The following is a 13,764-nucleotide window of genomic DNA, read 5'->3' as shown; positions in this document are numbered from 1 at the left end:
GCGACATCCGGATGTCCCGATCTGCCGCTGTGCGGCGGGGAGTGCGGGCCCCGGCGCTGCACTCGACTACGCTCGTCGCAGCGCGCTCGCGAGCCGGAAGGGTGGGACGTGTACCTCAAGAGCCTGACGCTGAAGGGCTTCAAGTCCTTCGCACAGCCGACGACGTTCGCCTTCGAACAGGGCGTGACCTGCATCGTCGGTCCGAACGGCTCCGGCAAGTCCAACGTCGTCGATGCGCTCGCCTGGGTCATGGGCGAGCAGGGGGCGAAGACGCTCCGCGGCGGCAAGATGGAGGACGTCATCTTCGCCGGCACGTCCACCCGCGGGCCGCTCGGCCGCGCCGAGGTGAGCCTCACGATCGACAACTCCGACGGCGCCCTGCCGATCGAGTACAGCGAGGTCTCGATCTCGCGCACGCTGTTCCGCAACGGGTCGAGCGAGTACGCCATCAACGGCGACACCTGCCGCCTGCTCGACGTGCAGGAGCTGCTCTCCGACTCGGGGCTCGGCCGCGAGATGCACGTCATCGTCGGACAGGGGCAGCTCGACGCGGTGCTGCGGGCCACCCCCGAAGATCGGCGCGGCTTCATCGAGGAGGCCGCCGGCATCCTGAAGCACCGTCGTCGCAAAGAGAAGACGATCCGCAAGCTCGACGCCATGCAGGCAAACCTCACGCGCCTCTCCGATCTCGCGGGCGAGATCCGCCGCCAGCTGAAGCCGTTGGGCCGGCAGGCCGAGGTGGCCCGTGAAGCGGCGAGCATCGCCGCCGTCGTGCGCGACGCGCGTGCGCGACTGCTCGCCGACGACGTCATCGGCCTCCGCCGTGCGCTCGAGGACCACGGCCGCACCGAGCAGCAGCGGCACGCCGAACGGCTCGTGCTCCAGGACCAGCTCGAGCAGCGCCAGGCTCGCGTCGCGGCGCTCGAGCAGTCGCATCTCGGCGACGACGTCGACACGGCGCGTGCCACGAACTTCGCACTCGAGCAGGCCCGCACGGCGCTCCGTTCGCTCGACTCGCTCGCGAACCAGCGCATCGCCCTGCTCTCCGTCTCCGACGACGCCTCGGATGCCGCGCCCACCGTCACGCGTTCGATGATCGACGATGCGCTGGCCGAGCTCGACGAGATCCGCGAGAGCATCGATGTCGCGGCCTCGGCACTCGACGAGGCGCAGCATGCCACGCACGACGCCCGCTCGGAGCTCGACGCCGTCGATGCCGAGATCGCGAAGCGCAGTGCCGAGGTGCAGGCCTACGACCTCGCCATCTCGAAGCTGTCGGGGCAGGCCGACTCCGAGGCGTCCAAGCTCGCGGCCGTTCGCGGCGAGGTGCTGCGCCACGCGAACGCGCTCGAGGCTTCGGCCGAACGACGCGAGCGGGCGGCCGTCGCACTCGTCGAGGCCCAGGCGGAGGCCGACATCGAGCAGTCCGCCGAGACCGATCTCGACGAGGCCTACGAGCTCGCGCAGTCCGCGGTCTTCGAGGCCGAGGGCGAGATCGAGCGGCTCCGCGAAGAGCTGCACGAGCGCGAACGCGAACACGGGGCGCTGGCCGCACGCACGCAGGCCCTCTCGCTCGCCCTCGACCAGCGCGACGGATCCGCGGCGCTGGCGGGTGCCGAGCTCGCGGGTGTCCGGGGCCTGCTCGCCGAGTCGCTCCAGGTCTCGCCGGGCTTCGAGGCGGCGATCTCGGCCGCGCTCGGCTCGTTGAGCGACGCCGTGCTCGTCGACGACCTCGGCGCGGCGCACCGCGCCCTCGCGCACGCCGAGCAGGGCGACCTCGGTCGCGTGGCGCTCGTGCTCGCGGAGCCGTCGGGCTCCGCCACGGGTACCGCAGGCGACCTGCCGCAGGGGCTCGTGGCCGCGGCCGACGTCGTGACCGCGCCGGCCGGCGTGCTCGGCCTGCTCGCGGAGGTGCTCATCGCCGACGACCTCGACGCCGTGCGCGCGGTCGAGCCCGAACTCGCGGCCCGCGCGGTGCCGGCGACCGTCATCACGCGCGACGGCACGGTCGTCGGCCGCTTCATCATGCGCGGCGGCACCGGGCGCAAGCAGAGCCGCATCGAGCTGCTCGCCGAGCGCGACCGTGCGGCCGCGCGACTCGACGAGGTGCGCAGCGAGATCGAACGGCGCCGGGCCGAGCTGGGCGAGCAGCGCGAGCTGCACGCCCGGGCGAAGGAGGCGGCGAAGGTCGCGCTGACCGCCCTCCGCGAGTTCGACGCGCAGCTCGCGCAGCGCACCGAGCGGTTGAACCGCGCACGCGTGCAGGCCGAGGCCGTCGAGGCCGAGTCCGAGCGCCTGCAGGCGGCATCCGCGAACGCCGAGGAACGCGTCGCCGTCGCCGAGGCGGCGTCCGCGGCCGCGAAGGGTGCGCTCGACGAGGCTCGTGCCGTGCCGCGACCCGTGCTCGACCCGAGTGCCCGCGACGCGGCATCCGCTCACCTGGAACGCACCCGGGAGGCCGAGGTCGAGGCGAAGCTGCGGCTCGAGACCGCCCGCGAACGCGTGCGCGCCGAGGAGGCCCGCATCCGCGCGATGCAGGCCCAGCACGACGCCGAACGCCACGCCGCGGCCGAGGCTGCGAGGCGCGCAGTCGTGCGCCGATCGCAGCTCGAGGCGGCCACGCGCGTCGCCGCGGCGCTCCCGGCCGCGCTCGCCTCGGTCGACGTGTCCGTCGGGGAGGCCGGGCTCGCGCTCGGACGCGCAGAGGCCGAGCGCTCGGCGCGCAACGAGGAGCTCCAGGCGCTCCGGCGCGACGAGTCCAGCGCGCGTGAGCGACTGCACGCCGTCACCGAAGACGTGCACGGCCTCGAGCTGCGCATCTACGAGAAGAAGCTGCAGGTCGGCAGCCTCGTCGAGCGGGCCGAGTCCGAGCTCGGACTCGACGAGTCGGTGCTCGTCGCCGAGTACGGCCCCGACGTGCCGATCCCGGCCGACGACCCCGACGACCCCGACGCCGAGCCGCGCCTGTACCGGCGCGAGGAGCAGCAGCGCCGCTACACCGCGGCCGAGCGCAAGCTCTCGCAGCTCGGTCGCGTGAACCCGCTCGCGCTCGAGGAGTTCGCGGCGCTCGAGCAGCGCCACAAGTTCCTCACCGAGCAGCTCACCGACCTCGCGAACACGCGCAAGGACCTGCTGACGATCATCGAGGAGATCGACGGCAAGATGTCGACGATCTTCCGCGACGCGTTCGACGACACGCAGGAGGCCTTCTCGAAGGTCTTCCCCGTGCTGTTCCCCGGCGGTGTCGGCAGCATCTCGCTGACGAACCCCGACGACATGCTGACGACCGGCATCGAGGTGGCCGTGCGGCCGGCGGGCAAGAAGATCGAACGGCTCTCGCTGCTCTCCGGTGGTGAGCGTTCGCTCGCCGCCGTCGCCCTGCTCATGGCGATCTTCAAGGCCAGGCCCAGCCCGTTCTACATCATGGACGAGGTCGAGGCCGCGCTCGACGACGCCAACCTCGGGCGGCTGCTCACCACCATGGAGGACCTGCGCGCCGACAGCCAGCTCATCGTCATCACGCACCAGAAGCGCACGATGGAGATCGCCGACGCGCTCTACGGCGTCTCGATGCGACAGGACGGCGTCTCGGCCGTCGTCGGCCAGCGCGTGCGCGAGGAGCCCCGCGAGCGCGACGAGCAGCCCGCGGCGCAGGCGAGCTGAGGGCGCCGGTCGCCCCTGAGCGCCTCGTGTCATCCTCGATGCCCCGAGGGCAGCGCGCACGCACATAGGCTTGACCCATGGCAGAACGTGCATCGTGGTCGCTCGGAGCGGCCCTCCGCGGGGTCTTCTCGGCGAAGACCATCGACGAGGACACCTGGGACGACCTCGAGGCAGCGCTCATCCGCGCCGACTTCGGACCGGCGGTCACCGAGGAGATCGTCGACCAGATCAAGGCCCAGGTCGAGCGGTACCGCACGACCGACCCGAAAGACGTCCAGCGGATGCTCCGCGAGATCGTCGAGGAGCGGCTCGCGAAGTACGATCCGACGCTGAAGCTCACCGAGCGCCCCGCAGTCGTGCTCGTGGTCGGCGTCAACGGCGTCGGCAAGACGACGACCATCGGCAAGTTCGCGCGGTTCCTCCGCACGTTCGATCGCAGCGTCGTCGTCGGTGCGGCCGACACGTTCCGCGCGGCGGCCGTCGACCAGCTCGCGACGTGGGCCGACCGGGCCGGCGTCGAGATCGTGCGCCCCGAGCGCGAAGGCCAGGATCCGGCATCCGTCGCGTTCCAGACCGTCGACCACGCCAAGCGCGAGGGCATCGAGATCGTCATCATCGACACGGCCGGGCGCCTGCACACCAAGGGCGGGCTCATGGACGAGCTCGGCAAGATCCGGCGCGTCGTCGAGAAGCAGGCGCCGATCAGCGAGGTGCTGCTGGTGCTCGACGCGACGACCGGTCAGAACGGGCTGGCGCAGGCCGAGGCGTTCATCGAGCACGGCGGCGTCACGGGCCTCGTGCTCACCAAGCTCGACGGCAGCGCCAAGGGCGGCTTCGTGCTCGCCGTGCAGGAGAAGACCGGCCTGCCGATCAAGCTCATCGGCCAGGGCGAGGGCATCAACGACCTCACGGGCTTCACGCCCCACGTCTTCGCGCAGAAACTCGTCGGCTGAGGCCGGCCAACCAGAGGGAGGGCGGCACATGGCCACCGAACACGACTACTTCGGCGTCGTCGGCGACTACTGGTCCGAGATGATCGAGTACGCCGACCAGCGCGTCGAGGTCGTCCTCGAGACCGAAGACGACGAGGTGCCGCTTCCGGCGCTGGATGCCGCGGCGGCACTCGTGAGCGAGCTCGAGTTCGCCGACGACGAGGTGCGCAACGCGTTCGTCGGCCAGCTCGATTCGGGCAGTTCGCCGGCCGTGAAGTTCCTGACCGTGCTGCTCGATCCCGAGTCGGACGTCGCCGAAGAGGTCGAGGACGCGATCGGGCGCGACTCGGGCGACCGCCAGATCGACGCGCTTCGCTCGATGACGCTCGTGCGCGTCGACCTCCGACCCGAGCTCTTCGGCGAGGGCGAGGCCTTCGCGGAGTTCGAGTACGCCCTCGCGCCCGACGAGACCGACGAGCGCCTGATCGCGACGATCGACGTGGGGCGAGACCTCGTCGACGCGCGCTTCGAGGGCTGAAGCCGCCGTTCTCCGTCGCGTCCCGCCGCTGTCCACCGCTTCCGGGCGCGCGCGGAGGGGCTTCCGCGGTCGCTTAGAATTGAACCACCATGGCTACCTTCGGAAACCTGTCTGACCGCCTCGCCGAGACCTTCAAGAATCTCCGCACCAAGGGCAAGCTCTCTGCGGCCGACGTCGACGGCACCGTCCGCGAGATCCGTCGCGCACTGCTCGACGCCGACGTCTCGCTCGACGTCGTCAAGCAGTTCACGGCGCATGTGCGCGAACGCGCGCTCGGCGACGAGGTCAACAAGGCGCTGAACCCGGCGCAGCAGGTCGTGCAGATCGTCAACGACGAGCTCGTCGCGATCCTCGGCGGGCAGCAGCGCCGTCTGCAGTTCGCGAAGAACCCGCCGACGGTCATCATGCTCGCCGGCCTCCAGGGTGCCGGCAAGACCACGCTCGCGGGCAAGCTCGCGAAGCACCTCGCCAAAGAGGGCCACACGCCGATGCTCGTCGCGAGCGACCTCCAGCGACCGAACGCCGTGAACCAGCTGCAGGTCGTCGGCCACCAGGCCGGCGTGCCCGTCTTCGCACCCGAGCCCGGCAACGGCGTCGGCGACCCGGTCAAGGTCGCCAAGGCCGGCGTCGAGCAGGCGCGACGGGCGCAGCACGACGTCGTCATCATCGACACCGCCGGCCGCCTCGGCGTCGACGCCGAGATGATGAAGCAGGCCGCGAACATCCGCAAGGCGACGAACCCCGACGAGGTGCTCTTCGTCATCGACGCCATGATCGGCCAAGACGCCGTCACGACGGCCAAGGCCTTCCAGGAGGGCGTCGACTTCACGGGCGTCGTGCTCTCGAAGCTCGACGGCGACGCGCGCGGCGGTGCCGCGCTCTCGGTCGCCTCGGTCACCGGCCGACCCATCATCTTCGCCTCGACGGGTGAGGGTCTCGACGACTTCGAGGCCTTCCACCCCGACCGCATGGCGAGCCGCATCCTCGACCTCGGCGACATCCTCACCCTCATCGAGCAGGCGCAGTCCGCCTTCGATGAGGAGGAAGCGCTGAAGGTCGCCGAGAAGCTCGCGACCGAGCAGTTCACGCTCGAGGACTTCCTCGCCCAGATGCAGCAGCTCCGCGGCGCCGGCTCGATCAAGAAGATGCTCGGCATGCTCCCGGGTGCCGGCGGCATGAAGCAGCAGCTCGAGAACTTCGACGAGCGCGAGATCGTGCGCACCGAGGCGATCATCCAGTCGATGACGCCGGCCGAGCGCAAGAACACGAAGCTCCTCAACGGCTCGCGTCGTCTGCGCATCGCCCGAGGTGCCGGCATGACCGTCACCGACGTCAACCAGCTCGTGCAGCGCTTCGAACAGGCCGCGAAGATGATGAAGACCGTCGCGCGCGGCGGCATGCCCCAGATCCCCGGCATGGGCCCGCTGCCCGGCGGCGGCGCACACGGCGGCGGCAAGCGCCAGGCGGCCAAGGGCAAGAAGAAGGCCTCGGGCTCGCGTTCCGGCAACCCCGCGAAGCGCGCGACCGAGAACGCCGCGATCGCCGAGGGGCGTCCGGTCGGGGGCGCGCCCGCGACCGCCGGCTCGGGCTTCGGCCTCGGCGCGAAGGCCGGCGCGGCGCCGACCCCGTCGGCCGAGGACCTCGCGAAGATGCAGAAGCTGCTCGGGCGCTGAGCCTGGCGGCGACGACGCGCGCGGTGCCGGTCCTGCCGGCGCCGATGCGCGGCGCACAGGCGCTCAGAGGCTCATGCGCTCAGTCGCGCAGTGTGCGCGCCTCGCCCAGATAGCCGATCAGGCTCGCACCCTGCAGCAACTCGATGCGCCGGTGCGTCTGGTCGATGCGTCGACGGATGCGGCGGGCGGGCAGTTCGTCGTGCGAGGCCGCGAACACCACGTTGCCGAGCCCGGCATCGGCGACGACGGTCGGGGAGACGACGGCGACCACCTCGGCGAAGCCGTCGACGAGGGTCGCGCCGACTTCGCGCGAGATGCCGAGCCCGACGGTCGAGATGGTGTTCACGACGAGCACCCCGCCGGGCGCGAGCAACCGGCCGAGATCGTCGAAGAACTCGGCCGTCGAGAGGTGCTCGGGCGTGCGGCTGCCCGAGAAGAGGTCGGCGATCACGAGGTCGAACGTCGTCGCATGCCCGACGGCGCGCTCTACGGCGGCGCGTGCGTCGTCGAACTCGAACGTGATCTCGATCGCGGGGTCGAGCGGCAACGCGTCGAGCACGAACTCCAGCAGCGGGCGGTGCAGCTCGACGACGTGATGGACGGATGCCGGGCGCGTCGCGCCGAGGTACCTGGCGATGGTCAGGGCGCCCGCGCCGAGGTGCAGCACCCTGACCGGCTCGTCGGGCTCGCGGCATCCGTCGACGATCGCGGCGACGAATCGCGTGTACTCGAGCTGGAGGTCGCGCGGGTCGGCCGGGTTCACATGCGACTGGGTGACGCCGTCGACGACGAGCGAGCAGCCGCCGTTCGTGCCGCGTCCGGGCAGGAGTTCGGCGTGCAGGTCGGGGGAGTCGAGTACGAGGGGCTCACCGTCCATGGGTCCACTCTAGGCGGAGTCGCCATGTTGCTTACAGCTCTGTAAGTAAAGCCCTCGGCGCGATACAGTGAACCCGGCGGTCGACCGCCGCGATCTCAGACTGGGGAGCAACACATCATGACCATCGGTTCGGCGGACTACCGCGACTCCGGCCTCACCTTCGGCCCCGACTTCCTCTTCGGCTCGGCCACCGCCTCGTACCAGATCGAGGGCGCCGCCGACGAGGACGGCCGCGGTCCCTCGATCTGGGACACGTTCAGCCACACGCCCGGCAAGGTGTGGAACGGCGACACCGGCGACCGCGCCTGCGACCACTACCACCGTCTCGACGAGGACCTCGACCTCATGGTGCGGCTCGGCCTCGAGGCGTACCGCTTCTCGATCGCGTGGCCGCGCATCCAGCCGACCGGCCGCGGACCGGCCAACGAGGCGGGCCTCGACTTCTACGAGCGCCTCGTCGACGGGCTGATCGCCCGCGGCATCCGCCCCATCGCGACCCTGTACCACTGGGACCTCCCGCAGGCCCTCGAAGACGAGGGCGGGTGGACGAACCGCGCGACCGCCGAGGCCTTCGCCGACTACGCGCGCATCCTCGGCGAGCGTCTCGGCGACCGGGTCTCGGTCTGGACCACGCTCAACGAGCCGTGGTGTTCGTCGTACCTCGGCTACGGCTCCGGCGCGCACGCCCCCGGCCTGCTCGACGGCGCCAAGGCGCTCGCGGCCGTGCACCACCTGAATCTCGCGCACGGCCTCGCGATCGAGGCGCTGCGCGGCGTGGTCACGAACGACCCCGGCTACTCGATCACGCTGAACCTGCACGTGATCCGGCCCTCCGGCCCGACCGGTCCCGAGGCCGCACGCCGCATCGACGGCCTCGCGAACCGCGTGTTCCTCGGCCCGCTGCTCGACGGCGAGTACCCCGCCGACGTGATCGCCGACACCGCCGACGTCACCGACTGGTCGTTCGTGAAGCCGGGCGACACCGAGGTGATCCGCCAGCCGCTCAGCCTGTTCGGCGTGAACTACTACTCGACGGTGACCGTGCGCATGTGGGACGGCGAGAGTCCCCGCGCGAACGCCGACGGGCACAAGGACATGGGCGGCACCGCGTGGCCCGGCTCGGAGCAGGTCGAATTCCTCGAGCAACCCGGCCCGTACACCGAGATGGGCTGGAACATCGACCCCTCCGGCCTCGAGGACCTGCTCGTGTCGCTGCACGAGTCGTACCCCGGGCTCCCGCTGATGGTCACCGAGAACGGCGCCGCCTTCGCCGACGTCGTGGTCGACGGCCCCGACGGACCCGCCGTGCACGACATTGAGCGCACCGACTACCTGCGTCGGCACTTCACCGCGGCGCACCGGGCCATCGAGCGCGGCGTCGACCTGCGCGGCTACCAGGTGTGGTCGCTCATGGACAACTTCGAGTGGGGCTACGGCTACTCAAAGCGCTTCGGCATCGTGCGCGTCGACTACGACACCTTCGAGCGCCTGCCCAAGGACTCCGCACTCTGGTACGCGGAGCTGATCCGCACGCGCGCGATCCCCGAGGCACCGGTTCCGTCGAACTGACCGGCGGGCTCGGCGGGCGCGGTGCGCTCGCCCCCGGCGCTCGTCACGGTCGTCGGCGCGAGCGGTTCGGTTCAGCGGGCGGATGCCTCGGCATCCGCCCGCTCGGCCCGCTCGTTGCCGCGCAGCTCCTCGGCGAGGTGGGCGACGACCGCGGCGAGATCGCCGTCGTTCGCCTCGGCGACCGCGATCTGGCGCTGGTAGCTGCCGCCGCGATCGAGGATGCCGCGCACGAGCTGGAGCTCGCTCGCGCAGCCGAGCCGCTCGGCGGTCGGCACGAGGGTCGTCACGAGCTCGCGCAGGTCGTCGGAGACGAGGCGCTCGGTGCCCGCGACATCCGTGATCACCTCGGCGTCGAGTCCGTAGCGGGCGGCGCGCCACTTGTTCTCGCGCACGTACCAGGGCTGGAGCACCGTGAGGGTCTGGCCCTCGTCGAGCCGGGTCGACATCCACTCGACGAGGCACTGCACGAGTGCGCCGATCGCGGCGAGCTCCTCGGCCGTCGAGACGCCGTCGCAGACCCGCACCTCGACCGTGCCCCACTTCGCCGATGGGCGGATGTCCCAGCGCACCTCGCTGTAGTCCTCGATGACGCCCGTGCGCACGAGGTCGTCGACGTAGCGCTCGTAGGCGGCCCAGTCGGCGAGCGGGTACGGCAGGCCGGCCGTCGGCAGCTGCTGGAACATGAGCGCGCGGTTCGAGGCGTAGCCGGTGTCGACGCCCGCCCAGAACGGGCTCGACGCCGAGAGCGCCTGCAGGTGCGGAAGGTAGGCGAGCAGACCGTCGAGGATCGGCAGGGCCTTGCGCTGATCTTCGATGCCGACGTGCACGTGCACGCCCCAGATCATCATGTTGCGGCCCCACCAGCGGGTGCGGTCGACGAGCTTGTGATACCTCGGCTTGTCGGTCAGGTGCTGGTCGTACCACTGGCTGAAGGGGTGCGATCCGCTGCAGATGAGCTCGTACTCGCCGAGCTCGTCCACCACCGTGCGCACCTCGTCGAGCTGGCCCTGCAGGTCGGCGACGGCGTCGGCGACCCGTTCGTGCACGCCGCTCACGAGTTCGACCGTGTTGGTCAGCATCTCCTCGGTGATCGTCGGATGCCGCCCGCCCTCGCTGCGGGAGTGCAGCACGTCGAGCACCCGGTCGCCGACGGAGGCCAGCTCGCCCGTCGCGCGGTCGACGATGGCGATCTCCCACTCGATGCCGACGGTGGAACGGGCTGACCGGGCGAACTCGATCGGCATGCTGGCCCCTTTCGCACGGCGCATCGGGCACCGTCGGCCCATCATGACATGCAGACCCGGCGATTATCCTTCCGGCGTGAAATCTGCAAGAATGGTCAGTCGAGTTCCGTTGCGCCCGACCCTCTATCCGGCGCGCAGAACTACTCAGAGCTTCCGCCGAGTGTGCACCCCACGCTCACGGCTGTCAGTTCACCCAACTCACAACATTTCAGGAGAATTGTGGCTGTCAAGATTCGTCTCAAGCGCCTCGGCAAGATCCGTGCGCCGTACTACCGCATCGTCGTCGCCGACTCGCGCACCAAGCGCGACGGTCGCGTGATCGAGGAGATCGGCAAGTACCACCCCACCGAGAACCCCTCGTTCATCGAGGTCGACTCGGACCGCGCCCAGTACTGGCTCTCCGTCGGCGCGCAGCCGACCGAGCAGGTCGAGGCCATCCTCAAGCTCACGGGCGACTGGGGCAAGTTCAAGGGCGACAAGAACGCGGTCTCGACCGTTCAGGTTCGCGAGCCCAAGGCTGCATTCGTCGCAGACGAGAAGAAGAAGCCGGTCCTCAAGCCCAAGGCCGAGAAGCCGGCTCCCAAGGCCGAAGAGGCCGAGGTCGCAGCCGACGCGTCGACGGACGAGGCGTAAACCTTGCTCCAGTCCGCGCTCGAACACCTCGTCAAGGGGATCGTCGATCACCCTGACGATGTGAAGGTCGTCTCCGCGTCGAGCGCACGCGGCGAGGTCCTCGAGGTTCATGTGAACCCCGAGGACCTCGGTCGCGTCATCGGCCGCGCCGGTCGCACCGCGAAGGCGCTCCGCACGCTCGTCACGGCTCTCGCCGACGGTCGCCGCGTTCGCGTCGACGTCGTCGACTCCGACGACTGACGTGTCAGACGCACCCCGAACCCAGTTGCGGGTCGGTCGCCTCACCAAGGCGCACGGCCTGAAGGGCGCGATCAAGCTCGAGCTCTACACCGACGACCCCGAGCGCCGGTTCGTTCCGGGCGCGGAGTTCTCGTTGCAGGTCCCGGCTGATTCGGCGTGGCACGGCAAGCACCTCGTGCTCCGCGAGCTGCGCTGGTACAACGGCATGCCGGTCGGGTTCTTCGACGGCGTCGACGACCGCACGGCGGCCGAGGCGCTGCTGAAGGCCATCCTCTGGGTCGAGAACGTCGACCTCGAAGAGGCCGAGCCCGACGCGTGGTACGACCACCAGCTCGTCGGGCTCGCGGTCGTCCGCGACGGCGTCGAGGTCGGCAAGGTCGCCAGGGTCGACCACTTCCCGGCGCAGGACCTCCTCATCGTGAAGACCGCGTCGGGCGAGGTCATGGTGCCGTTCGTCCAGGCGATCGTCCCCGAGGTCGACGTCGCTGCCGGCATCGTCACGGTCACGCCGCCGACGGGGCTCTTCGAGGAGATCGTCGACGACGAGCCTGCGAGCGAGACGGATGCCGCGGCATCCGACGCGTCCGCACAGGAGTGACGACCGCTCATGCGCATCGACATCGTCACGATCTTCCCCGAGTTCTTCTCGGTGCTCGACATCTCCCTGCTCGGCAAGGCCAGGCAGGCCGGGATCATCGAGGTCGTCGCGCATGATCTGCGTGCCTTCACGCACGACCGTCACCGCACGGTCGACGACACCCCGTACGGCGGCGGCGCCGGCATGGTCATGAAGCCCGAGCCGTGGGGCGAGGCGATCGACTCGATCGTCGGCCCCGGCCGCTCGGACGCCGTGCTCGTCGTGCCGTCGCCTGCGGGGGAGCCGTTCACGCAGGCCGTCGCCCGCGAGCTCGCCGCCGAGTCGCACCTCGTGTTCGCCTGCGGGCGCTACGAGGGCATCGACCAGCGCGTGACCGATCACTACGAGGGCCGCATGCGCGTGCGCCTCATCAGCCTCGGCGACTACGTGCTGAACGGCGGCGAAGTCGCCGTCATGGCCATGATCGAAGCCGCCGGCCGTCTGGTGCCCGGCGTCGTCGGCAACCCCGAGAGCCTCGTCGAGGAGTCGCACGAAGACGGCCTCCTCGAGTATCCGAGCTACACCAAGCCGTCCGTGTGGCGCGACCTCGAGGTGCCTCCGGTGCTCCTCTCGGGCAACCACGGCGCGGTCGCCGAATGGCGGCGCGAGCAGCAGATCGAGCGCACGCGTCGCGTGCGACCCGAACTGCTCTCCGACTGACGACCCCCGTCCGGGGCGTCTGGCCCTTCCGCGACATCCCGGCGTTCCCGAGGGGCGCGTGAGGTCTTCTTCACGTCCCCGAAACAGACCGGGGCGCGCCGCGAAACACGCCGTTTATAACGTCGATACCGGCGGCACCGAGCGAGCACCCGCCGGAGAGCGCGGGTTGTCGATGGCCGGTCCGAATGGCGCAGACCCCCTTCCGGGCCCCGACGCGCGACCGCCGCTGAGGCTCATCGCCGTCACGCACGGCTCGCCCTCTGCGGCGAACCGCAAGGCCGTGATGCGCCTGGTCGATCGTGTGGCCACCGTCGAGCCCGGCATCGACGTGGCGATCGACTTCATCGACGCGAAGAGCGTCGACGTCGCCGCGGCCGTCGCCGCCGCGGGGCAGACCGACGCGGTGGTCGTGCCGTTGACGCTGTCGGCCGGATACCACGTGCGCACGGGCCTCGCCTTCGGACTCGAGCGAGCCGGAGGGCAGGCCAGGCTCGCGGGCGAGCTCGGCCCCGACGACCGTCTCGTCGGCATCCTCGCCGAGCGGCTGGCCGACGCCGGGCTCGAAGAGGGCGATGCGGTGCTGCTGGCCGCGGCCGGATCGAACGATCCGCGCGCGGTGCGCGAGTGCTTCGAGACGGCACGCCGGCTCGGGCACCGGCTCGGGCGCGCGGTCACGGTCGGATTCATCGCCGCGGCGATTCCGCGCCTGCCCGATGCGATCGAGATGATCCGCGAGGTGCATCCCGGCACGCGCATCGCGGTGGCCGCCTACGTGCTCGCGCCCGGGACGTTCTACGACGCGGCCGCATCCGTCGGCGCAGAGCTCATCACCGAGCCGCTCATCGCGCCCGGGCGCCCGGTGCCGATCGAACTCGTCGACGTCGTGCTCGACCGGTACGAGGCCGTCGAGGCCGAGCGGCACCTCTACGCCTGAGGGCCGAGGGCTGAGGGCTGACGGCCGAAGCCTCCGCCGGACGACTGAGGGCCGACGGCCGCGCCCTTGCAGCGCTTTGGGCGGCGCCGCCGACGCTCCGGCCCGGCGCGCTCGTCGCAGGGCGTCGGATGCCGCGGGCGGGCGCCGCGGCATGGCGCCCGCCC

The 13,764-nt window shown here is 70.9% G+C and carries 12 protein-coding genes; 10 read left to right on the top strand and 2 right to left on the bottom strand.

From position 1 onward, the window contains the following. Positions 1-108: 108 nt before the first annotated feature. The 4 genes from smc to ffh all read left to right on the top strand — a co-directional run bounded on the left by smc (position 109) and on the right by ffh (position 6,806). On the top strand, positions 109-3,663 hold the full coding sequence (smc, locus tag GQR16_RS00060; protein ID WP_157413135.1) for a chromosome segregation protein SMC: 3,555 nt from the start codon (positions 109-111) through the stop codon (positions 3,661-3,663). A 77-nt stretch (positions 3,664-3,740) separates the two neighbouring features. Continuing rightward, positions 3,741-4,616: a signal recognition particle-docking protein FtsY gene (gene ftsY, locus GQR16_RS00055; protein ID WP_157413134.1), complete on the top strand. Its 876-nt coding sequence runs from the start codon at positions 3,741-3,743 to the stop codon at positions 4,614-4,616. 28 nt (positions 4,617-4,644) lie between these two features. Then, complete coding sequence (locus GQR16_RS00050; protein ID WP_157413133.1) at positions 4,645-5,133, top strand: DUF2004 domain-containing protein; 489 nt, start codon at positions 4,645-4,647, stop codon at positions 5,131-5,133. Positions 5,134-5,222: 89 nt separating this feature from the next. Then, entirely contained in the window at positions 5,223-6,806 is a 1,584-nt protein-coding gene (gene ffh / locus GQR16_RS00045) for a signal recognition particle protein (RefSeq protein ID WP_157413132.1), read from the top strand. A 79-nt stretch (positions 6,807-6,885) separates the two neighbouring features. On the opposite strand, the gene GQR16_RS00040 is transcribed toward ffh, so the two are convergent. Continuing rightward, positions 6,886-7,683, bottom strand: coding sequence for a spermidine synthase (locus tag GQR16_RS00040; RefSeq protein ID WP_157413131.1), 798 nt, complete (start codon positions 7,681-7,683; stop codon positions 6,886-6,888). Between the two features lie 117 nt (positions 7,684-7,800). Between GQR16_RS00040 and GQR16_RS00035 the strand changes: the two genes are divergently transcribed. Further along, on the top strand, positions 7,801-9,252 hold the full coding sequence (locus GQR16_RS00035) for a GH1 family beta-glucosidase (protein ID WP_157413130.1): 1,452 nt from the start codon (positions 7,801-7,803) through the stop codon (positions 9,250-9,252). Positions 9,253-9,323: 71 nt separating this feature from the next. Here the strand turns inward: GQR16_RS00035 and GQR16_RS00030 are convergent, their stop codons facing one another. Continuing rightward, entirely contained in the window at positions 9,324-10,496 is a 1,173-nt protein-coding gene (locus GQR16_RS00030) for a glutamate--cysteine ligase (RefSeq protein WP_157413129.1), read from the bottom strand. 219 nt (positions 10,497-10,715) lie between these two features. Here GQR16_RS00030 and rpsP point away from each other — a divergent pair, with 219 nt between their 5' ends. From rpsP to GQR16_RS00005, 5 genes are all read left to right on the top strand, one after another. Beyond that, entirely contained in the window at positions 10,716-11,129 is a 414-nt protein-coding gene (gene rpsP / locus GQR16_RS00025) for a 30S ribosomal protein S16 (protein WP_157413128.1), read from the top strand. Positions 11,130-11,132: 3 nt separating this feature from the next. After that, positions 11,133-11,369: an RNA-binding protein gene (locus tag GQR16_RS00020; RefSeq protein WP_067875529.1), complete on the top strand. Its 237-nt coding sequence runs from the start codon at positions 11,133-11,135 to the stop codon at positions 11,367-11,369. Between the two features lies 1 nt (position 11,370). After that, positions 11,371-11,967 (top strand): ribosome maturation factor RimM, encoded by a 597-nt coding sequence (rimM, locus tag GQR16_RS00015; RefSeq protein ID WP_157413127.1) that lies wholly within the window; start codon positions 11,371-11,373, stop codon positions 11,965-11,967. 9 nt (positions 11,968-11,976) lie between these two features. Then, positions 11,977-12,666, top strand: a complete 690-nt coding sequence (gene trmD, locus GQR16_RS00010) for a tRNA (guanosine(37)-N1)-methyltransferase TrmD (RefSeq protein ID WP_157413126.1) — start codon at positions 11,977-11,979, stop codon at positions 12,664-12,666. A 172-nt stretch (positions 12,667-12,838) separates the two neighbouring features. Further along, positions 12,839-13,600 (top strand): sirohydrochlorin chelatase, encoded by a 762-nt coding sequence (locus tag GQR16_RS00005; protein WP_157413125.1) that lies wholly within the window; start codon positions 12,839-12,841, stop codon positions 13,598-13,600. Positions 13,601-13,764 lie beyond the last annotated feature (164 nt).

Origin of the sequence: Agromyces allii, assembly GCF_009749385.1 — a bacterium.
In the GTDB taxonomy this organism is placed as follows: Bacteria; Actinomycetota; Actinomycetes; order Actinomycetales; family Microbacteriaceae; genus Agromyces; species Agromyces allii.
The sequence above is the reverse complement of the archived record's forward strand: the minus strand, read 5'-3'. Positions and strand labels throughout refer to the sequence as shown.

Bases quoted from the DNA above. Each gene is read 5' to 3' on its own strand.
- GQR16_RS00040 (WP_157413131.1), bottom strand. From the start codon at position 7,683: ATGGACGGTGAGCCCCTCGTACTCGACTCCCCCGACCTGCACGCCGAA.
- ffh (WP_157413132.1), top strand. From the start codon at position 5,223: ATGGCTACCTTCGGAAACCTGTCTGACCGCCTCGCCGAGACCTTCAAG.
- trmD (WP_157413126.1), top strand. From the start codon at position 11,977: ATGCGCATCGACATCGTCACGATCTTCCCCGAGTTCTTCTCGGTGCTC.
- GQR16_RS00030 (WP_157413129.1), bottom strand. From the start codon at position 10,496: ATGCCGATCGAGTTCGCCCGGTCAGCCCGTTCCACCGTCGGCATCGAG.
- ftsY (WP_157413134.1), top strand. From the start codon at position 3,741: ATGGCAGAACGTGCATCGTGGTCGCTCGGAGCGGCCCTCCGCGGGGTC.
- GQR16_RS00035 (WP_157413130.1), top strand. From the start codon at position 7,801: ATGACCATCGGTTCGGCGGACTACCGCGACTCCGGCCTCACCTTCGGC.
- GQR16_RS00050 (WP_157413133.1), top strand. From the start codon at position 4,645: ATGGCCACCGAACACGACTACTTCGGCGTCGTCGGCGACTACTGGTCC.
- GQR16_RS00005 (WP_157413125.1), top strand. From the start codon at position 12,839: ATGGCCGGTCCGAATGGCGCAGACCCCCTTCCGGGCCCCGACGCGCGA.